The 20325-nt window shown below is 52.1% G+C and carries 22 protein-coding genes; 9 read left to right on the forward strand and 13 right to left on the reverse strand.

The window, feature by feature from the left end:
- The first annotated feature begins 18 nt into the window (after window positions 1-18).
- Genes JCM10914_RS11935 through JCM10914_RS11945 form a run of 3 tightly spaced genes read left to right on the forward strand, consistent with a single transcriptional unit; the run spans window position 19 to window position 4756 of the window.
- The gene (locus tag JCM10914_RS11935) at window positions 19-1041 is read left to right on the forward strand and encodes a carbohydrate-binding family 9-like protein (protein ID WP_023961125.1); all 1023 of its coding nucleotides are present in this window, start codon (window positions 19-21) and stop codon (window positions 1039-1041) included.
- 7 nt (window positions 1042-1048) lie between these two features.
- Window positions 1049-3703 (forward strand): transglutaminase-like domain-containing protein, encoded by a 2655-nt coding sequence (locus JCM10914_RS11940; protein ID WP_023961126.1) that lies wholly within the window; start codon window positions 1049-1051, stop codon window positions 3701-3703.
- Window positions 3704-3721: 18 nt separating this feature from the next.
- Window positions 3722-4756 (forward strand): glycoside hydrolase family 18 protein, encoded by a 1035-nt coding sequence (locus JCM10914_RS11945; RefSeq protein ID WP_023961127.1) that lies wholly within the window; start codon window positions 3722-3724, stop codon window positions 4754-4756.
- 65 nt (window positions 4757-4821) lie between these two features.
- Here the strand turns inward: JCM10914_RS11945 and JCM10914_RS11950 are convergent, their stop codons facing one another.
- The 7 genes from JCM10914_RS11950 to JCM10914_RS11975 form a co-directional block, all read right to left on the reverse strand.
- The gene (locus tag JCM10914_RS11950) at window positions 4822-7116 is read right to left on the reverse strand and encodes a helix-turn-helix domain-containing protein (RefSeq protein ID WP_023961128.1); all 2295 of its coding nucleotides are present in this window, start codon (window positions 7114-7116) and stop codon (window positions 4822-4824) included.
- A 257-nt stretch (window positions 7117-7373) separates the two neighbouring features.
- The gene (locus JCM10914_RS11955; protein ID WP_023961130.1) at window positions 7374-7766 is read right to left on the reverse strand and encodes a hydrolase in cluster with DUF1447; all 393 of its coding nucleotides are present in this window, start codon (window positions 7764-7766) and stop codon (window positions 7374-7376) included.
- A 103-nt stretch (window positions 7767-7869) separates the two neighbouring features.
- Complete coding sequence (tatC, locus tag JCM10914_RS11960; RefSeq protein WP_023961131.1) at window positions 7870-8640, reverse strand: twin-arginine translocase subunit TatC; 771 nt, start codon at window positions 8638-8640, stop codon at window positions 7870-7872.
- Window positions 8597-8818 (reverse strand): twin-arginine translocase TatA/TatE family subunit, encoded by a 222-nt coding sequence (gene tatA, locus JCM10914_RS11965; RefSeq protein ID WP_023961133.1) that lies wholly within the window; start codon window positions 8816-8818, stop codon window positions 8597-8599. The genes tatC and tatA overlap by 44 nt, the downstream gene beginning before the upstream one ends.
- 28 nt (window positions 8819-8846) lie before the next feature.
- A complete protein-coding gene (locus JCM10914_RS11970; protein ID WP_036717965.1) occupies window positions 8847-10472 on the reverse strand; it encodes a PhoX family phosphatase in 1626 nt (541 codons plus the stop codon).
- A 125-nt stretch (window positions 10473-10597) separates the two neighbouring features.
- Window positions 10598-10900 (reverse strand): HNH endonuclease, encoded by a 303-nt coding sequence (locus JCM10914_RS28370; protein WP_081739777.1) that lies wholly within the window; start codon window positions 10898-10900, stop codon window positions 10598-10600.
- Between the two features lie 14 nt (window positions 10901-10914).
- Window positions 10915-11760, reverse strand: coding sequence for a lipoate--protein ligase A (locus JCM10914_RS11975; protein WP_023961137.1), 846 nt, complete (start codon window positions 11758-11760; stop codon window positions 10915-10917).
- Between the two features lie 223 nt (window positions 11761-11983).
- On the opposite strand from JCM10914_RS11975, the gene cysK reads away from it, so the two are divergent.
- Window positions 11984-12898, forward strand: coding sequence for a cysteine synthase A (gene cysK, locus JCM10914_RS11980; RefSeq protein ID WP_023961139.1), 915 nt, complete (start codon window positions 11984-11986; stop codon window positions 12896-12898).
- 23 nt (window positions 12899-12921) lie between these two features.
- Here the strand turns inward: cysK and JCM10914_RS11985 are convergent, their stop codons facing one another.
- Complete coding sequence (locus JCM10914_RS11985) at window positions 12922-13485, reverse strand: hypothetical protein (protein ID WP_023961141.1); 564 nt, start codon at window positions 13483-13485, stop codon at window positions 12922-12924.
- A 73-nt stretch (window positions 13486-13558) separates the two neighbouring features.
- Window positions 13559-14713: an epoxide hydrolase family protein gene (locus JCM10914_RS11990; RefSeq protein ID WP_023961143.1), complete on the reverse strand. Its 1155-nt coding sequence runs from the start codon at window positions 14711-14713 to the stop codon at window positions 13559-13561.
- Window positions 14714-14985: 272 nt separating this feature from the next.
- Between JCM10914_RS11990 and JCM10914_RS11995 the strand changes: the two genes are divergently transcribed.
- The 5 genes from JCM10914_RS11995 (at window position 14986) to JCM10914_RS12015 (ending at window position 18251) form a co-directional block, all read left to right on the forward strand.
- Window positions 14986-15450, forward strand: a complete 465-nt coding sequence (locus JCM10914_RS11995) for a CGNR zinc finger domain-containing protein (protein WP_023961145.1) — start codon at window positions 14986-14988, stop codon at window positions 15448-15450.
- Window positions 15451-15629: 179 nt separating this feature from the next.
- Window positions 15630-16061, forward strand: coding sequence for a YciI family protein (locus JCM10914_RS12000; RefSeq protein WP_023961147.1), 432 nt, complete (start codon window positions 15630-15632; stop codon window positions 16059-16061).
- On the forward strand, window positions 16061-17347 hold the full coding sequence (locus JCM10914_RS12005) for an RNA polymerase sigma factor (protein WP_023961149.1): 1287 nt from the start codon (window positions 16061-16063) through the stop codon (window positions 17345-17347). Before JCM10914_RS12000 ends, JCM10914_RS12005 begins: the two co-directional genes overlap by 1 nt.
- A gap of 97 nt (window positions 17348-17444) precedes the next feature.
- Window positions 17445-17843, forward strand: coding sequence for a VOC family protein (locus JCM10914_RS12010; RefSeq protein ID WP_023961151.1), 399 nt, complete (start codon window positions 17445-17447; stop codon window positions 17841-17843).
- Between the two features lie 66 nt (window positions 17844-17909).
- Entirely contained in the window at window positions 17910-18251 is a 342-nt protein-coding gene (locus JCM10914_RS12015) for a DUF1801 domain-containing protein (RefSeq protein ID WP_023961153.1), read from the forward strand.
- Window positions 18252-18291: 40 nt separating this feature from the next.
- Here JCM10914_RS12015 and JCM10914_RS28375 read toward each other — a convergent pair whose 3' ends face one another.
- The 4 genes from JCM10914_RS28375 to JCM10914_RS31795 form a co-directional block, all read right to left on the reverse strand.
- Window positions 18292-18423 carry a DUF4023 domain-containing protein gene (locus tag JCM10914_RS28375; protein WP_036717923.1) on the reverse strand — a complete coding sequence of 44 codons (132 nt, stop codon included), beginning with the start codon at window positions 18421-18423 and terminating at the stop codon, window positions 18292-18294.
- Between the two features lie 168 nt (window positions 18424-18591).
- Window positions 18592-18897: an antibiotic biosynthesis monooxygenase gene (locus tag JCM10914_RS12020; RefSeq protein ID WP_036717926.1), complete on the reverse strand. Its 306-nt coding sequence runs from the start codon at window positions 18895-18897 to the stop codon at window positions 18592-18594.
- 96 nt (window positions 18898-18993) lie between these two features.
- Window positions 18994-19695: a DUF418 domain-containing protein gene (locus JCM10914_RS31790; RefSeq protein ID WP_023961157.1), complete on the reverse strand. Its 702-nt coding sequence runs from the start codon at window positions 19693-19695 to the stop codon at window positions 18994-18996.
- Entirely contained in the window at window positions 19680-20192 is a 513-nt protein-coding gene (locus tag JCM10914_RS31795) for a DUF418 domain-containing protein (RefSeq protein WP_023961159.1), read from the reverse strand. Before JCM10914_RS31795 ends, JCM10914_RS31790 begins: the two co-directional genes overlap by 16 nt.
- Window positions 20193-20325 lie beyond the last annotated feature (133 nt).

The raw sequence follows: 20325 nt of genomic DNA on the forward strand, positions 1-20325 counted from the left end.
GACAACGGAGGACATCATATGAATCGAAGTGGAGTGCCGGAGCCGAACATTGACTACGCACCGAGACATTACATATGCAGGCGAGCGCAAACGTCGCTAGTGCTTGACGGACGTGTCGATAAGCCTTTTTGGGATGCTGCGGAATGGACGGAGGATTTTGTGGATATTGAAGGCGATTTGCGTCCCATTCCTGCGAAGCGAACGCGGGCGAAGATGCTGTGGGATGAGGATTACTTCTATATCGCGGCAGAGCTGATCGAGGATCAGATATGGGCAACGCTCACGGAACGGGATTCGGTCATCTTCCATGATAATGATTTTGAGATCTTTATCGACCCGGACGGAGACACGCATCAGTACTACGAGTTCGAGATCAATGCCCTGAATACGGTGTGGGATCTCCTGCTCGTGAAGCCGTATCGGGATGGTGGACCGCCCGTCAACGGCTGGGATATCAGCGGCTTGAAGACCGCCGTGCATATCGATGGACAGCTGAATCGTCCGGATGCAGCCAACCGTAAGTGGAGCGTGGAGGTGGCCATGCCGTGGAGCAGTCTGCGGGAGTGCGCTAATGGCGGCAGGGTGCCTGAATCGGGGGAATTCTGGCGCGTGAACTTCTCGCGTGTGGAGTGGCGGACAGAAATTCGAGACGACAAGTACCGTAAGGTGTTGGATCCAGAGACGGGAAAGCCTTACCCTGAAGATAACTGGGTCTGGTCACCTATGGGCATTATCAACATGCATTATCCGGAGTTATGGGGCTACGTTGTGTTTACGGACCGGGAAGATCCGGTTACATTCGAGCTGCCGCGGGATGAACGCTTGAAATGGGAGCTGCGGAAGTTTTATTATCGGGAGCGCAATTATTTTGAAATTCATGGCGAGTTTACGCAGGATGTGGACCTGCTTATGGGGAATGATTCTTGGAGCATTCGTCCCGTGATCGAGACGACTCGCAGTCTGTTTCAAATCTCGGTCCCAACTTCGGACGGTACGGGTATAATTTGCATCCGCGAAGACGGAAAGCTATGGAAGGAGTGAAGCTGCCATGACAACCGGAACATCGGTTTTTTCGTTGGATCAAGAGGCAATGGATCGATTAGAGATGAAGTTTGCAGAGCGGCAGGTCTTCGCCGAAGCCCGGAAGCATGAGCTGTTCGACGTGTTACATGCCGATGTAAGCGAGGAAGAGACGTGGGCGCTGAAATATTTGTATGCTTACATGCCGGTCAACGATCTTGCTGATTACGACGGGGCCTTGTTCCTCAGCCATGTACGCAGGGCGTTGGCGATTCGCAGACGGGTGCCTTGGGGGGAGCGGGTGCCGGATCATCTGTTCCTGCACTTCGTGCTGCCGTATCGGGTGAATACGGAGAATATCGAAGATTCTCGCGGTATCCTATACCACGAGCTGGCGGAGCGGACGAAGCATTTGTCGATGGCCGATGCCATCTTGGAAGTGAACTACTGGTGTCATGAGAAGGCAACCTATATCGGCAGTGATCTGCGCACGGTCTCTCCGTTGACCATGATCCGCAATGCACGGGGGCGGTGCGGAGAGGAATCCACGTTGGCCGTAGCTGCGCTGCGTAGCATTGGCATCCCCGCCCGTCAGGTGTATACGCCCCGCTGGGCGCATTGTGACAGCAACCATGCATGGGTAGAAGCGTGGGCTGACGGAACGTGGTACTTCATTGGCGCCTGCGAGCCGGAAGCGTCGCTGAATCAAGGCTGGTTTACGCCTCCCGCGCGCCGGGCGATGTTGATCGACACGCGAATCTTCGCCGAATATCCGGGACCGGAAGAGATTACCTATGCCGATAAAGGATATACGGAGATTAATCTGCTTGATCATTACACGCGGGCACGCTCCCTGCAAGTGAAGGTACTGGATAGCATGGGAGGGCCGGTGGCTGACGCCGTGGTACGCTTTGAACTTTATAATATGGCGGAATTCTATCCGATTGCGAGTCTGAAGACGGACCTTGCAGGAAGCGTCTCCTTCAAGACGGGTTACGGAGATCTGTTAATTCGGGCTGTGGCTGGCGATATATGGAGCGAGATCAAGATTTCCGGCTCCGCGACTCAGGATGGGGAGTGCGTCGAGCTGGTTCTGAACATTTCGGAGCAGCCGCGGGGAACGGTCGATTTCGATATGGTTCCACCCCCGGAGGGGATGGGGGAGCACGGACCGATTGTAACCGAAGAGGAGCGGCAGCGGCATCAGCGCCGATTGGAGGAAGGCACGGCGATTCGGACCGGTTACGAGGGTACTTTCCTCGGAGAGGAGCAGGCGGCGAAGCTTGCACGCTTCGCGGGCCTTCCGCCCGAACGGGTGTGGCATGTTCTGCAGAAGGCACGAGGCAACAGCAGGGAGATTGCAGCCTTCCTGGAGGAGCGATCCGCGCCATACGGAGCTTGGCCGCTCCGGTTGTTGGAATCGCTGCATGATAAGGATTTGATCGACACCTTCCGTCCCGCATTGGATGATCATCTGCAGGGAGCTTTGGCATATCGCGGCGACTGGCCGGAGGAACTGTTCGTTCCCTACATTCTCTGCCCGCGGGTTCAGTTCGAGATGATTGTGCCTTACCGCAGCTTGTTTCGCGGTGCCTTTACTGCTGACGAGATCGCAAGGTATCGAAGAGATCCGGCAATGCTTGCGCGTGAGTTAGAACACGACTTTCAGATTTGGGATGACGTACCCAATTTGAGAGGGAAGGGGAATCCGGTCGGCACTTATAATTTGAAGAAAGGCGATGCTATATCGCTGAGTATCCTATTCGTTGCCGTGTGTCGCAGCCTGGGAATTCCATCGCGTCTGCATCCCGGTGAGCAGAAGCCTCAATATTGGGCTGAGGGAAGCTGGGTCAACGCCGTGTTTACGCTTGCTGATTCGGAAGTGCTTGGGATTGGTAATTACGAACCAGGACGTGGTCAGAAGCTATGGGGCAAGCTGCAGTTGGTGAAAGATTCGAATGCGCCGAGCGATACGCCGGCTGCTTCCTATGGAGAGAACTTCAGCTTTGCGAGGCTCGAGAACGGGGCCTATAAGAACTTGCATTATTCTTACGGTAGTAAGAATGTCTATGATGAACCCTATGAAGTTGAGCCCGGCGATTACCGCATGACGTCCGGTATTCGTCTGAAGGACGGCACGGTCCGGGTCCGATTTACGTACTTTACGATTCGGGAGCATGAGACGGTCGAAGTGTGTTTGACCTTCCGGGAGGCGAAGGAGGATATACCAGAACTGGGCTCTATGAGCCGCAGTCACCGTTTGACCCTGTTGGACGGAAACCCTGCCGACCTCGAGGAACTTATCGGAGCGGGCGATGCGATGGTGTCCTGGATTGAACCGGAGCGCGAGCCGACAAAGCATCTGCTGCGCGAACTGAGCGAGTTGGCAGAGCCGCTGGATCAGCTTGGGGTTCCGATTATTCTGATTATCGGCGATTCCGAGTGGGCGACTTCTTTCACGCCGGCGACCCTCTCCAAGCTGCCGGCGACAACCGTGTTTGCCCGTGATTCGGACTATTCGGGTTTGTCAGAACTGCGATCCATCTCCGATGAAGCCGGCGCGGGATTTCCTTACCTGATGGTGCTGGATCGCACCAATCAAATACGTTATCAGTCCTCCGGCTATAAGCTCGGTACCGGGAAGGAAGCGGTGCAGATCTTGACGGGGATATCCAAAGAGTGAAATGAGGTGCAGACAAGGATGAAGCAACATTTGGTAATCGGGTATGCCGTGGATTCGGTGCTGCCCGAGATGACCCGGGATAATTTAATGAAGCTGACGCATCTGAACGTGGCTTTCGGACATGTGAAAGATGATCAGATTACGACGGAACGGGTAAAGAACGGCGAGGCTGTACAGCGTATCAAGCGTGAGCATCCGCATCTGACGATACTGTTATCAGTCGGTGGCTGGGGAGCCGGTGGCTTCTCGGAAGCGGCTTCTACCGAAGCGGGAAGAAGCGCGATGGCTGCTTCGGCGATACGTGTATTGGAGGAGTTCCCGTTTGACGGCATCGATTTGGATTGGGAATATCCGTCTTATGGCGAGGCAGGCATTGCTTCGAGTGCGGATGATAAGCGCAATTTCACGTTGCTATTGCAAGCGATGCGCGAGGCGTTAAATGCCAAGGGTGCACGCGATGGACGTCATTACCTGCTCACGATTGCCGCTGGAGCTGACCAATATTATGTGGATGGTACCGATATGGCTGAAGCCGTACAGTATCTGGATTACGTTCAGCTCATGACATACGATATGCGCGGCGGGTTTCAAGTGCTGACAGGGCATCATACAAACTTGTACACGCCAACGGGAGATCTGTTTCGAATCAGTACCGACGCCTCCGTGCGGATCTTTGTGGCGGCGGGAGTGCCAAGAGAGAAGATCGTGATTGGTGCGGCATTCTACTCCCGCAAGTGGAACGAGGTGCCGGATCGAAATCACGGACTCCATCAGATGGCAGGCACGACCGGCGGCTATGGCCCATCCTATGCCGTCCTGGCGGCTGAGTATATCAATAAGAATGGATATACCCGTTATTGGGATGCGGAGGCGTGCGCTCCGTATCTGTTTAACGGTTCGAGCCTGATCTCCTACGATGATGAAGAATCCATTCTTCATAAGTGTCGATATGTGATGGATGAGGAGCTCGCTGGCATCATGTTCTGGGAATACAGCAACGATAAGGCGGGACAGTTGTTAGATGTGATGGATCGAACTTTGAAAGGGAGATAATCCAAGACATAATAAGAAAAACCAAGCCGGGCGATACTAGCGTCCGGCTTGGCTTTGTTAAATTGCTATCCCGTCTCTTCATCATCCTCATCGTCCTGCGAATCGCCGTTCTGAGCGTACTGCTTACGGTATTGTCCAGGCGTCATTCCGGTCTCCTTCTTGAATTTACGGATGAAGTTCGGGGTATCCAGATAACCGACGCGCGTGATGATGTCCTTCAATGGATCAGACGTATTCAGCAGCTGCCGGATAATTTCGTCCATTCTTTTCTGCCAGATATATTGCGTGAAATTCATGCCCACTTTTTCTTTGAAGGAGCGGCTGAAATAAGATGAAGAGATGGAGAATTTCGAAGAGATGGTGCCAAGACTAAGATCGTAATCCGTGAAATGCTCATCCATATAGGTGACGATCTCATCCATCAGAGAACTTTCCTCGGTCTCGCTCTTGGTTTCGACATGTGCGCATATATCGGCGGCCAGCGACACCAGCTTCTTTTCCAGCTCCTCCAGGGAGTCATAGGAAGTGATTTTCGGCAACTGATCCACAACATGATACATCCCGATCTCCGCGGCCGTCTTCAGCATCGTGTTCAGAATATCGAAGCAAATACAGCGGAGCAGTGGAACCGGCGGAGTCTCTGCCTTAAGACTGCTGAGTGCCGAATTCACCATCTGCACAGCTACGTCGTAGCTGCCTTGCTTCAGACTCTGCACGAGCTTAAGCAAGATATCCTTCTGCACCCAGAAGGAAGCGTTTCCATCTTGAGCTCCAGACAGCGCGTTGAAGTAGGTGGTCCCGCCTTGACCGTGCAACATGGAAGCTTCAAAAGCGGTGGATGCTTCGATATAAGATTGATTGAGCTGCTCCGGATAGCTGTATCGATTGCCGATGCCGATCGCCGGATACGCGCCGGTATGGTTAGCGGCGGTTAATTTTAAGGAATCTACGATGGGCTCCATCAGGGCTTGCAGACTGGCTTCATGGCCCGTTTCGGTATGGAAGCCGACGATTAGGGCGAAGTGATCAGGCTGTGGCAGCTCCACGCCGTAGGCATACGCATCATGCTCAGGCAAATCCACTTCGTGCAGCTGTTGAATGGCAGACCAGCGTTCCTGACGCTCGTCTTCTGGAAAAGCGTCTGCTTCCCAGCCCATATACATCACAAAATAATGGGAGTAGTTGAAGCGAATGCCGAGCTGCTCCTTAAACTCTGCGGGCAATTCCCCGGTATGGCCGTGCTTGAGCAGCATAAGCAGAACGTGATTTCGGGCGTAGGGCTCCTGATAATCGACGCGCTGACTGTAATCGTGCAGCGTCTTCTTGATCCATTCGAGCTCGTTGGCAGTAGAGAACGACTCAGGTTCATTTTTGAGACGGATGAAATCCATTAAATCGGATATGGGATGGTACTGTCTTCGGGCCAGCATGATGGCAAGAATGGTTCCGGTTACGACCACCAGGGAGAACACTAGCACAATGAAAGTACGAATATGAACGATTCTGCCGAAGAACTGACTGCTTGGCATCGCCGCAACATATGTCCAACCCGAATCGGATTTGACTGATACAACCGAATGGGCCTCGTGATTTAACGAAAGGCTGTGGGTCCCTGGTTCCAGTTGAAACAGGGTGTTCATATCCTGCTCCGTGATAGTTTCTCCGCGATGGGTGGAGGCCAGGACTTGTCCGTAGTTGTCGAATATGTAGGTCATTCCATGGTAGTCGCTCAGAATCGAGTCAATCAGTCCGGTCAAATTCGACTCGTGAATCAAATACATCACCGTACCGTGGGCAGGGGTGTTATTCGGCGCGATCGGTACGAGATAAGCCAGCATGGAATGATGGGCATTCGTTCCCTTGACGACCTGTTCGGCAGGGCGCATAGTCGGGAAGGGGACCGTATTCAGGTCGTTGATCAGATCCGTTTCGTTCCAGGTATTGAATTTGTAGCGGCCAGTAAAGACATCGAGGTTCTCAAATCCCTGGGAAGAGTAAATATTGTGATCACCGCGGAAGTAGAGGAATAATTCATCAATGATCGAACTGGTTGCCTTGTATTTCACCAAAGCCCCGATCGACTCCCGGCTGTAATAAGGATGGTGTGTCCAATAACGCGTAAGCTGCTCGTCATAGGCGATCCGAAACGCGATGTCCTGCAGTTCCTTCATTCGTTCATCGATTACGGTCTTGGCTTGAGTCAATTGGTTGACGTTCGTCTGCTCGATTTCCGATTGAAGCGTATTCACGGCATTGTGATAAATGATGACGGTCAATATAACAAGAGGTATAAGAAAAATGGAGATATACGATAGGGTATACTTAAGCAAAAGCTTGGACTTGAAGTGATTCCATCTCATATTCTATGAACCCCCCGATTAATGGATGGCAGTTAGCGAAGGTCCGCTCACAACCATGGAGCCGCTAAGCTTACGGCGACAAGCGTTTCGTTATCTATATATAAAAATACTAGGAGAACTCCTCTAATAAATCAATGGAACTTTTCCGATTTTTGATGGAATCATGCCAAAAGTCACAGACAAGTACAAAAAAACCAAAGCCAGCAGGGCTCCGGTTAAGGGGATAGGCTAAGCGGACGACGAGGATCAAGGTTTAGCTACAAGCATAGGGGGCAACGCGATGCTTCGTGGCCTGCTCGTAATCGTAGGCCATGCCGAGCAGTTCGGCCTCGCTCCACATCTTTACCGACAAACGCGATGGAGAACGGCGAACCGCTCTTATAGTAACCGGCAGGCACGGTGACGAGAGGTACACCGGCAATATGGATCTCGGGAACGGTGGTGTCGGCAATTTTGTCCTCGCTGTCAAGCAGGGGTGTTTCCTTGTACATCTGAGGAAATACGAGTGCATCGAGATGATGTTGATCCATCACATCGTTAAAGATATGAAGATATTTCGTTCTGACCTCGGAGAACTTGGATAAATCGGGGACCGCGCTTGGATTTTTCAAGGCATCTTCATATCTGGCAAGCGCTGATAAATAACACAAAAGAAGACCCGTGAGTTCTAGACCGCCGATTGGTATTCAGAGGCCGACTAATCACGGGTTATTCAACATTTTCGCCCAATTCGGGGGAACCGGACGTATTTACTTAGACGCTGCTTTCCGCTTGCGGAGCCTGCAGTTGTTTGCGATAGACGAATCTTGAGATTGTGACGCTGATCTCGTACAACAGAAACAACGGGACAATGACGATCAGATCGGACATGACATCCGGCGGCGTAATGGTGACCGCCACGATGCAGAGCAGGAAGTAGGCTGATTTGCGCAGCTTGGCGAGCCGAAACGGATTCACGATGCCGAGTTTGGTCAGAAAGACCACGATGGCCGGCATTTCGAACAGGAATCCGAATGGAACGGTCATATGAATCATGAATGTGAAATATTTTTGCGCTGTATACATCGTTTGGAACTCTCCTTCCGCCATCCGCTGCATAAACTGCAGGACCATCGGGAACAGCACAAAGTATCCAAAGCAGATGCCAGCCACGAACAGCACGCTGATCACAGAGATGAGCAGCGTGGCTGAACGGTCTGTTCCTTCCGGCAGTGCCGGCTGCACGAACCGCCATACTTGATATGCCGCGATCGGCAGGGTAACGGTAACGGCGACAACGCCTGCGATGATCATGTACACCCACATCACTTCGGAGGGACCCAGCAGCACGAGCTGTTGTTGCATGCCACGAACCAGCCAGTGGTAGATCTCCTCGACGTAGATGAAGGCAGCCGCCATCGCCACGAGAAACGCAATCAGCGTGCGGATCAGGCGTTTCCGCATCTCTTCCAAATGCTCAATCGCGCTCTGGTCGTTCGGATTAACTGTGCTGCTTGTTGGCAGCGGCAGTAGCTTGCGGAGCATCGTCTTTCTTCTCATTCTCATCCTCTCCGTTGATCAGACCACGCGTCGCGCCCTTAAATTCGCTTAAGGTTCGCCCGAAAGCACGACCGAGCTCGGGTAGTTTGGATGGACCGAATATGATAAGTGCAATGATAAGAATAAGAATCAGGCCACCGATTCCAATGTTACCAAACGGCATGTTGTTAACCTCCTACCCATAGGGGAATTTATTGGAACTTAAATCCACTAATGGCTACGACCGCACATCGTGCCATCTTCTCGCCGGAACGGTGCGGCCAAGTGCTGGTCGGCTGATTAAGGTCCTCCGTATTCTCCCCAGGATGCTGGACGGACAGGAACAGTGTCTGTTCGTCGGGTGAGAAGTAGGGACCCGTCAATTCGCACTCTACCGGACCGGAAGCGAATTGCAATGCAACGCCCTGGTCAGGACCGCTCGTCGGGATTACAAACAAACCGTTGTTCATGAAAGACCTGTGAACGCCTTTGTTCTGACTGCTGCTGGAGATGTCCGTTACCACCCAGAGATCGCCGTTCGAATCGAAGGCCAGATTGTCTGGCGAGCTGAAGCCGGATTGGCGGCCGCCGGCAGCAAAGATTTCGAAATCAAATTCCATCGCCGCCAGGTCATCGCCTGCTTCGAAGATGCGCGTAATATGGCCATGAATATTGCCGTGGCTGTCGTTGTTCGTATGACAGATGAACACCGTGCTGTCAAAAGGTGAGATTTCGATGTCCTCCGGACGATCCGTCGGTGTGCCGCCAACCAGTCGCGCCGCTTCCTGACAATAGGTAACGACATCACCTTGTGTTTTAAACCTAGCTTGGACCTCCGGATCTTTAGCGGCCGCCTTGGTGACGGCATCCAACGTAACCGGCTGCCATGTGCCTGATTTAAGGTTAGCTACATAGAGCGTGCCTTCCTCCAGAAGCGCAGAGTTGGCACGGCCTTTGCTCTTGTCGTATTTGTGCTTGCTAATGAACTTATACACGCACGCATCTTTCTTGTCATCGCCCATATATACGACAATCCGGCCGTCCTGCGCAAGTCCCATGGCGGTATTCTCATGGTTGAAGCGGCCGAGGGCCGTATGTTTCTTCAAGAACGATTTGTCGAATGGATCAACCTCGACGACCCAGCCATAATGCGTTTCCGGGAGGCCCGAGATCTTGGCAGTCTCTTCGAAGTTCTCCTCACAGGACAATACCGTGTTCCACAACGTAACGCCGCCGGAGCAGTTAGCGAAAGTACCTGTTGCCGTCGTCGCGCCCTTCAAGGCAGGTATGCCTCTGGCTGGACCGGTAATATCGAATTTCGTGAAGCCATTGATGCGGCGGGCATGCGTAGAGGAGGTGTCCATCTTCCATACACCCTGCTCATCGCGGTATACCTCAATTACCGACATTCCTTGGTAATACAGGTTCTTTTGGATTTGAGCGGCAGTCATTTTCCCGTCCTTGACCGGTCCGATCGAGAAGATAGTGGAGTATTCGTGATTGTTGACGAGCAGGCCGCGGACGTTGGAGCCTTTGATGGGGAAAAAAGCGTTGTAGTCGCAGCCGGAGCCGAATTTATCGCCAGCCGTATTGATTACGTCGTCAAAGGCGGCGATCACGTCGTATTTAAACTGTTTTGGCAGAACGAGTTGGTCTGCCTTGGTGGGTTCGATGGGCTCGAAGTAGCCGCTGACCCGGTTCGTATGGAATCCGAACAGATGATTTGCGTTACCGGACATAGCGGAAGCTTTGCCTTCCAGCACGCCTAAACCGGCGGATGCGGCTGCCAATGCGGTTGCGCCGGTACCTAGATAAGACAAAAACGTTTTGCGGTCCATCGTTTTATTCAAGCTTATCCACCCCTCATGTACAATTTGTCATCAGGACAAGTGTATAGGGGAAGTGTTAAGAGAAGATCATCCATTATTGGTGGAATTGTAAAAATAAAGTAATCTTGGAGGGGCTAACGCCGTCCTCTTACATTTCTGGATTTACGGGATTTTGGGATGCTGCCGGGGGGAGTCTTGCGGATCCAACGGATGAAGGAGCGCATGGCAGGATCTTGTTGAAGCGCGGACAGGGTCGTTAGACCCTGATCTACGAGCTGTTTATTCGTATAAAGGTGGTGGATATGCTTATGGCATGGCATACAGAGCAGGGCTGTGGGTAGGTTAGCCCCGCCATACTCCTTGGGGGTAAGATGGTGAATCGTCGTCTTCACTCCAGACCTGCCGCAGCACTCGCATCGATCATTGTAGCGGTCCATCGCATCATCTCCTTTTATTTATACCGATTTCGCATTTTCTCAGACATGGCATGAATATCTTCGGCATCTGGCATGACAAAACTCGAGGACGCCTCGATTAAGTCTCTGCCTGACTGCCAACGGCGTACGGTTTCTTTTACAGCGGTAATGAACGACTGCACTGCGGCTTGGCCGCTGCCGATATTTGTCAGCTCCTCGAGACTGGCGGTGCTTGAGTCTTCCACGACCGGGTAAAATTTCGGATCTGCGCTCACCGCTGCGACATCATAGAAGGAACGAACCAGGCGTGCACGTTCGCTGCCTGAACCATTCGCTATGACAAAGGCCTGTACAATAAAAGCGTGACGCTGCCTGCGCTGGGCAATTCCGCAGAATTTCAGTCCGCCAATGCTTAAGTCAAAGGTGCCGGGGCAGAAGGCTCCCGCAATCTCACCGCTATCCACAGTTTGTCCGGTACCGCGAAGCGCCTCACGAATTAGCGCAACCATGATTTCAAAGTCTTGATGGAAGTCGGGCACGGGTCCGCTTGAGGCGAACGGGAGGATCAGGGACAGGTTCACCACGCCTGAATCAAGTGGGACCGCAGCTCCTCCTGAATGCCGAACGGCCGTATCATAACCGAGAGTGTGGAGCAGTGCCTCGGCCTTGGGCGTGTACGGCAGACGACTGTCGCGCGAACCCATGACAAGTGCCCGCGGATGGCGCCATATATGGCAAATGGCGGGGCCGCCATTACCGGTCAATGTACACATTAACTCATCCAGCGCAAAAGGATGCAGCACGTCCTGAGGGCTAAGATCAGCTGATCGGTCCAGCACTAGAAGGGATTGATGTTCAGGTAGAGATTCCAAGGGATTCACGCGTCATGCGCCTCCTCATAAGTCGATATAAACATAGGAAGTTAAATTAGGAAATGCTGAGAACAGCATATCATAAAATTACCCTTCCAGCGGTACGAGTCCTAAGGAGACCTAGGATGTTTCGTTGACAATACAATCATTTCTCTCATATAATCCGAGTAAGTTTATTGTCTTTATTAGAAATATTGGGTGGAGTATCATTTCACTTCTTAAGGAGAACAGCATGAAAATATATAATAGCGTGGTTGATATAATCGGTCAGACGCCGATGGTGAAGCTTCAGCGGCTTACGCTCTCAGGTTCGGCTGACGTATATGTGAAGCTGGAGAAATTCAATCCTTCCGGGAGTGTAAAGGATCGGGCAGCCTACAATCTGGTCCATACCGCGGAGGAGCAGGGATTGCTTCAACCGGGAGGTACTATCATAGAGCCGACCAGCGGAAATACCGGAATTGGCCTGGCAATGATCGCCGCCGCGAAGGGCTACCGGGCCATCCTGATCATGCCGGATAATATGTCCAAGGAACGGATTAACATCTTGAAGGCTTATGGGGCGGAGGTCGTCCTGACACCGAGCAGTGAACGCATGCCGGGCTCGATTGCCAAAGCGCTTGAACTCCGGGAACAAATCCCCGGCAGCTTCATTCCGCAGCAGTTCGAGAATGCGGCCAACCCGGACATTCATCGGATGACGACGGCACCGGAAATATTGGAGCAGATGGAAGGGCGGCTGGATGCCTTTGTTGCGACGGCAGGAACGGGCGGCACCGTAACCGGCACAGGGGAGCAATTGCGGATGTCTCTGCCGAGCCTGCATATCGCGGTGGTTGAGCCGAAGGGCTCACCCGTGCTCTCCGGCGGGCAACCGGGTCCGCACAAGCTGGTTGGGACAAGCCCGGGTTTTGTGCCGCAGATTCTAAATACAGGCGTGTATGATGAAATCATACAGATCGCGGATGAGGATGCGCTGCAAACCGTCCGGGATATGGCGCGCATGGAAGGGATTCTGGTAGGTCCATCTTCCGGAGCCTTGGTATTCGCGGCACTGCGCGTAGCCGAGCGATTCGGTGAAGGAAAGCGGGTCGTCTGTATAGCTCCGGATACGGGTGAGCGGTATCTTAGCATGGATATTTTCTAGCAGGGAAGAGGACCTCCGCATCATCAGGAGGTCCTCTTTTGCTGTCGTACAGGCAGGTGCTGATTCTGATTCCACAGCTCCAGTTGCTCTTTTAGCTGGGTGTCATTGTTCACTATCAGCACTTTACCCGGATAACCTGCCAGCGTGCATTGAATCTGCTGCTTGCCTTCCCGCTGAAAGGTTTCGTTCCATTGAAACATTTTGCGGAACATAGCGAAGGTGGGTTTGTAATGTGCCTGCTCGATGCCCAGTCGCTGTTTCATAAACCTTGTGATGATCCGGTAGACCCTGGTCGCGTAAGACGGATTCAGAAAAATGATGAGATCAGCATGCTGCAAACTCGGGCTCACCCACTTCAGATGAGCGCCTTCGATGATCCAGCGCTCCGACTCTATGATGCCCAGCAGCAGTCGATCCCGGTCCGCTTCGCTTCGCCGGATATCATCCGGTTCGGCTCGCTGCCATACCACATTGTCGAGCTCGTAATAAGGGATGTCATGCCGAGTTGAGAGCGTCCGGGCGAGCGTCGTCTTGCCGCTGCCGACCGAGCCGATAATATGGATACGCTTCGGCACTGAAGTATTCATGGAGATCACCGCATTCGATTAGAGATTGTAGCTAACCATTTCGGCAATGATACGGGGATCTCCTGTCTATACTTTAATCGTTTCGCAGCTTCTTGAAGAATGCCGCGATTTGTGCGGCAATTGATGCGGGCTGTTCTGCGGCAATAAAATGTCCACCAGACCGCATATCCTCCCAGTAAATCACGTTCGGAAATAATCGTTCCACGTATTCCCTCGGCGGACGCTCGTTCCGTTGCGCATTTAAGGTGACCCCGTGCGGTACAGGCGAGGCTTCGCCGGGTCCCGGCCATCTCGTATGCGCGCCTTCATAATAATAGCGGTTTGAGGCATTGATGCTCTGGGTTAACCAATAGATGGAGACGTTGGCTATGAGCAGCTCTTTGCTGAAATGCCGCCATACACGATCGTCGTCGGGAGATGTCCAGTAGTGCCATTTCTCCAGAATGAACGCAGCCAGCGCCACAGGGGAATCATGCAGGCCATAGGCTGCCGTTTGCGGTCTTGTGCCTAGAATATGGGCATAGCCTCCTTCTTCGCGGTACCATTGCTTCTGATAATCGAGAAACGCGATCTCCTCATCTGAAAGCTTGGAAGTCGGATCCACGTAAGGGCTCGGATTGCCGGGGGAGGTGGTATGATAACCGATGAACCGCTCGGGATGGTCCAGACACATGAGTCCGAGAATGCTGGCGCCGATATCATATCCGTGGGCACCGAATCGTTCATAACCAAGCTCCGTCATTAATTTCATGAGCAGTTCCCCTGCTTGCCGATCCTCGAACCCAGAACGCAAGGGAATGCCCGAGAAACCGTGACCCGGTAGGGAAGGGATGATGAGGTCGAAGGAAACTTCCGCACTGCCGCCTGATGGCCCAGGATTTGTAAGGTAGGGGATCAATTCTAACATTTCATAGAAGGTGCTAGGCCAACCGTGAGCGATGAGGAGCGGGATGGGGTTCTTGCCGCTGCTCTTCACATGGATGAAATGAATGTCCATGCCATCGATTTCAGTGATGTAGTTGGGGTAGGCCTGCATAGAACGCTCGAAGGCTCCCCAATCAAATTCATGCCTCCAGTAGGTCATCATCTCTCTCATGAAATCCAGTGGAATTCCATAATCCCAACGTCCGCCCGGAATTTCGTCAGGCCACCGGGTCATGTCCAGGCGTTGGTATAGGTCATCAATGGCAGCAGGTTCAATTTGAAAAGAAAAGGGTCTGAGCTTCATTTACTTCACCTCTTAGGAAGAATGGAGTCTGGTATACTGATAACAATAAGTAGGCGGTTGATAAAATAACTTATTAAGGGTACTTGAATCATGATAATGACCATTAAAACAATATAACTGGTTAGTTAACCGATAAATACACTTTACTGGTTTGTTATGGAAAGATCAATAGGAGGTTTGTTTGTTGTGGGAACCGAATTGGAGCAACTGGAAATCATCGCAGATTTATCAACACCCATGATAGACGGATGCGATATGAAGGGGATTCGGGCGTGGAGCTGCTTACGGACGCAGATGGTCTGCGATCGTGGCTATTGAGATATAACTTTATTCATGACCGGGACAACGTGTCCGACGAGGACCTGGTCCTGGCCCGAGAACTGCGCAGCAGCTTAAGAGCAGCCATTAATCATAATCCGCATGACCATCACGACGGTTTCCAGTCGATGAATCGTGCCGCGGGCCAGTTCCGGTTTTTTTATCGTTTTGGTGAAGCGACCGATGTGATAGAATCCGTCGATGTGCAGGGAAAGGGAGGCATTGCACGGCTGTTGATTCTGGTCTTCCGACTTCGTGAAAATCATTTGTGGGACCGCTTGAGAGTGTGCATGGCGGCGGATTGCCAGTGGGTGTTTGTCGACCGCTCCCGGCCGGGAACCGGTAAATGGTGCTCGATGAAAGCCTGCGGCAATCGTGCGAAGAATAAGACGTACAGGGAACGAGCCAAGTCTGGATGAATTATCTACTAAACCCCTTTTTTTCATGGAACCGGATCATCTAAACAGGAATAGACGATCCGATAGCGAAATGGTTGTTACTTAATTTAGTATGAGCTGTCGACTTGGTAATTCTCTATTCGTTGTATAAACATGGAATGGCGTGTAAGGACAATTCCGGTAACAGGAGGGGATGCAACATGAGATTTATGATGATTGTAAAGGCAACCGAGGATTCCGAGGCAGGCGTGCTGCCAAGCGCAGAGCAATTGGATGCGATGATGAGGTACAACATGGAGCTGGCCAGAGCAGGTGTGCTGCTTGCCGCGGATGGACTCCATCCAAGCTCAGATGCCATTCGGATTTCTTATCCGGAGCCCGGCGGCAAGGCGAAGATTACCGATGGTCCTTTTACGGAAGCGAAGGAATTGATTGCAGGGTATACCTTGATTGAAGTGAAGACGAGGGAAGAAGCGATTGAATGGGCCAAGCGCATGCCGGATCCTCATGGCTTCGGTGCTGGTCAGATCGAGCTCCGGCAGGTGTTTGAGCCCACAGACCTAACGCAAGATCCGGAAGCCCAGGCCAAACAATATGAAATGCGTGAACATATCCAAGGGCAGCATCCATAATGTCAGCCGCAGATACGCATCGCACGGTGGAGGCGATATGGAGAATCGAGTCTCCCAAGATTATTGGTTATCTTACCCGGATGGTACGCGATATTGGTCTCGCCGAGGATCTTGCACAAGATGCGCTGATCGCTGCGCTGGAGCGATGGCCGACGGATGGAATACCGGATAATCCAGGAGGATGGCTGATGACCACTGCGAAGCGAAAAGCACTTGACCTGCTGCGCCGCAATAAAGTGCGCGATCAGAAGTACGCGCTATTAGGGCGCGAACTGGATGTCCGGATGAATTCGGACATCGATGTGCCGGAGCCAGGGGAAGTGAATGACGATCTGCTGCGACTCATCTTTATGGCCTGTCATCCGGTTCTTTCGCCCGAAGCCCGCGTGGCGCTAACCCTCCGACTGCTGGGCGGATTAACGACAGTGGAGATTGCCCGTGCCTATCTCGTGCCGGAGCCTACGATAGCGCAGCGGATCGTGCGTGCGAAGCGGACGCTGGCGGCAACGAAGGTTGCGTTTGAGATTCCGGAAGGGACGGAACTGAAGCCGAGACTGTCCTCGGTGCTTGAGGTCGTGTATCTCATGTTCAATGAAGGCTACGCAGCATCATCCGGCAGTCAGTGGATTCGGCCATTATTGTGTCAGGAAGCGCTGCGGATCGGGCGGGTGCTGGCAGAGATTGCGCCCCTGGAGCCGGAAGTGCACGGGTTGGTTGCGTTAATGGAATTTCAATCTTCCCGCTTCAAATCCCGCGTCAATGCGGGGGGTGAGCCTGTCTTGCTTATGGACCAGAATCGGGCATTATGGGATTATCTATTGATCCGCCGCGGATTTGCCGCTCTCGATCGAATCGAGCAACTGGGAGGTTTGACTGGACCTTATGCCCTTCAGGCCGCTATCTCCGCTTGTCATGCCGGAGCAGCCAGTGCCGCCGAGACGGATTGGATTCGAATCTCCGCGCTTTATGAAGCGTTAGCGCAGGTTTCCCCTTCGCCCATTGTGGAATTGAACCGGGCCGTTGCCCTCTCGATGGCATTTGGCCCGGAGATCGGGCTAGAGATCGTGGATGCTTTGCAATCGGCACCTGCCTTGAAAGGGTATCACCTTCTTCCAAGTGTAAGGGGAGATCTGCTGTTTAAGCTGGGACGGCTTGAAGAAGCCTGTACCGAGTTCAAACTGGCCGCATCGCAGACGGACAACCAGAGGGAACGAGATCTGCTGCTGGGTCGGGCGGCCGCGTGTCTTCCAGATGAATCACGTGTTCAGCGGAAGAAAAGTACCTGAAAACTTTTTTTAAGAAAAATTTGAAAAGCTGTCGATTTCGTCAAATCTCGTTCGTTGGTTAGATATAAACCAAAATTGAAGCGAGAGGAAGATGAATATGCAAGCACAAATCGTAACTTTTATTATTTCGGAGGATGCAAGAGGTCAGGCGGATTTTTACATACAAGCGCTTGGTGGAGAGATCGGCTTATTGAACACGTTCGAGAATATGCCTGGAATACCGGAGGCGCATCAACATAAAGTCATGCACATGTCGTTAACGATAGGCGGCGGCAACAAGCTGATTCTGACCGATGCTTTTCAGGAAACCGCCAAGAGTACGAATATGGGGTTGGCTATAACGTTCGAGCGTGAGGAGGATGCACGTGCGGCCTATAGTCATCTTGGCAACGGGGGGACGGAGAAATATCCTTTTGCCCTGCAGCCATGGGGAGCATATTACGGAGAAGTGGTTGACCGGTATGGGATGACTTGGCAGCTGGTTTATCAAGGATAACCCGTGATACATGTAATTTGATCCAAGTGGGATGCGATACTTACGATACGAAAGGGAGTAAATAAGATGAGCCAAGAAGTGACGGATTACATTGCGGCAGTGAGTGATTCCTGGAAGGTCGAGGTTAGCGAGCAGCTTCGGGAGCTTGTGCACAGCACGATCCCGGAAGTAACGGAACGGCTTCAATATAAAAAACCTCATTTCCTGAAGAACGGAAAATATGCCGCGGTGATCAGCATTGCGAAGAGTGCCGTGAGCTTTACGATATTCAATGCAGGTGGCCTGGATTGGCCGGAGTCGTTATTCGATGGACCGCCTGAACGAAAGACGATCAAAATAACCGCTGGGCAGCAGGTGGATTATGATGAGTTGGCATCTTTGTTAAAGCAGGCATCGGAAGGTTTGTAATCCATAAACCGCGATCCATTTTTTTGGATCGCGGCATGTTTTATTTCTTGGTGCTGTGCTGTTTGCCTGGCAACTTGTCACTCGGCGTGCCTTTGCCATGATTTTCTTTGTTGTGGCGTGCCTTTTCGGCATTCTCGTTCATTTTTTCCACAAACTCATGCGTGCTGTCCATGTGATGTAAGCTCCTTTGCATCGGAATGTGCTTTCTTCTGTCCGGTCGCGCTTAATATATCCATTTCATGAAAAAAGATTCAGCTTCGGCTAACGCCTTCAGGCTGAATCTTGGATATGAAGCGGCACCTACGGGGCTCAGCGCTTTGCAGCGCCAAGCGTAAATCTATTACTTGCTATGGCTGATCAACAGCTCATATTTGTTCAAGGATGCGCCCAGAATGTTCTCATTCTTGCCCTGACCGTGAGATTGGCGGAACGAATCGCTGGAGGTCCAGCGCTTGAACGCCTCCTCATCATCCCAGACGGTGGAGACCTTTAATTCCTCGGATTCCGCGCCCTCCTTCGCCTCATGCCATACTTCCATCCGCACGAAACCTTCAATTTCTTGAACGCCTTTCGCTTCAGCGAATCGCTGAGCCAATTCTTGGCCGAAGCCCGGCTTGACCTTAATTGAGTTGGTAACAACCAGCATGCTGGATTCCTCCTTCGGTAATACGGATACATTCATGATTAACCTAGCCGCTTGCATGTACGTCCATTATACATGAATGCACCGACCGATTTCATCTTAAGAGTCTATGGTCGTTACCGAAGGTGCAACCGTCTTAGGTTTGGCTCTTCCGCTCCAGGACCAGTAGGTGCCGATGCGCAGCAATCGTTCGATCGGACCGCTGCGGAAGCGTTTCAGCCAGAGCAGACTGCCTATCGCTAGCACTATATAGATAACGATGGCTAGCAGCGTTCCTTGCAGCACACCGAGCTTGCCGAACATCCCCAGCCCGAATCCGTAGAATATCATTACGCACACGACACTTTGCATCAGATAATTGGTTAACGACATCCGTCCGACCGCTTCAAACGAGCGGATGACGAGCGACGTTCTTGAACTGTGCGCATATAGGAACGCGAACAAATATAGATATCCGAGCGCTAGCAACTGTCCTCCAAGTAAGGTGCCCACGCCGCTCCAGTCATGGTCTTTTCCTAGCATAACACCGGTCGTCTTCAAACCAAGACCCACAGGAACGAGCAGAGCCCAACGCAGATAACGTCTGCTCTCCTGCGAAGGATGAAGGAATTGCCCGCGTTTGGCAGCCGCCATTCCGAACAGAAACATAGGCGCATTAAGCAAGGGAACGAAGAGAACAACAATGAACAGCACCCAGGCTGGAAAGTCGAACGGAGGATCTTCAGTGTTCCGGAAGTTCATGATCTCAGCAAAGCTGCCATTGCTGTAGACTTCCATGGACTGCTTCACGTAGCTCTCCATGCGAGTTGTCTCCGTAGCCGTAGGTCCATCGAACCAAATCCGAACGCCGAAGTAAGAAGCAGGAAGATCAAGCCCCAGATGATAACGGTCTTGGCGTTTCGTTTCACGAACAGCAAGAGGAAGAAACCGATGGCCCCATAGAACAGCAGGATATCGCCATCCCACAGGAAGATCGAATGCAATAAGCCTAACGCAATCAGCAGCATCGATCTGCGACTGAAGCTGCGCCCATACTTTAGCCCCTTCGCGAGCAGACTCTCGCGCATCTTAATCATGCTGTACCCGAACAGGAACGTGAAGATGGGCATGAAGCTTCCTTCCACGAATACCTTCAGCATGTCGTGGCTGATCCGGTCGAGTGTAGTGGGCTGAAAATAATGCATTTCGTCTTTGCCGAACATACCATACTGAAAAATCAGCAGATTAGCCATCAGAATGCCGAGCAAGCTAAGCCCCCGAATGGCATCAACAACGGTGGATCGTTTATTTGAATTCATCTATATCACCTCTAACATCTAATATAGAAGCTCACCATAAACGCCTTGGAAACGTAAACCTAACTTTTTCTTAACACTTCCAGCATTTGTTTAACTCCTGTTAAGGTTGCTGTGCTAGCATAAAAGTCGGGTG

Source organism: Paenibacillus sp. JCM 10914 (assembly GCF_001315105.1).
GTDB lineage: Bacteria > Bacillota > Bacilli > Paenibacillales > Paenibacillaceae > Paenibacillus_AQ.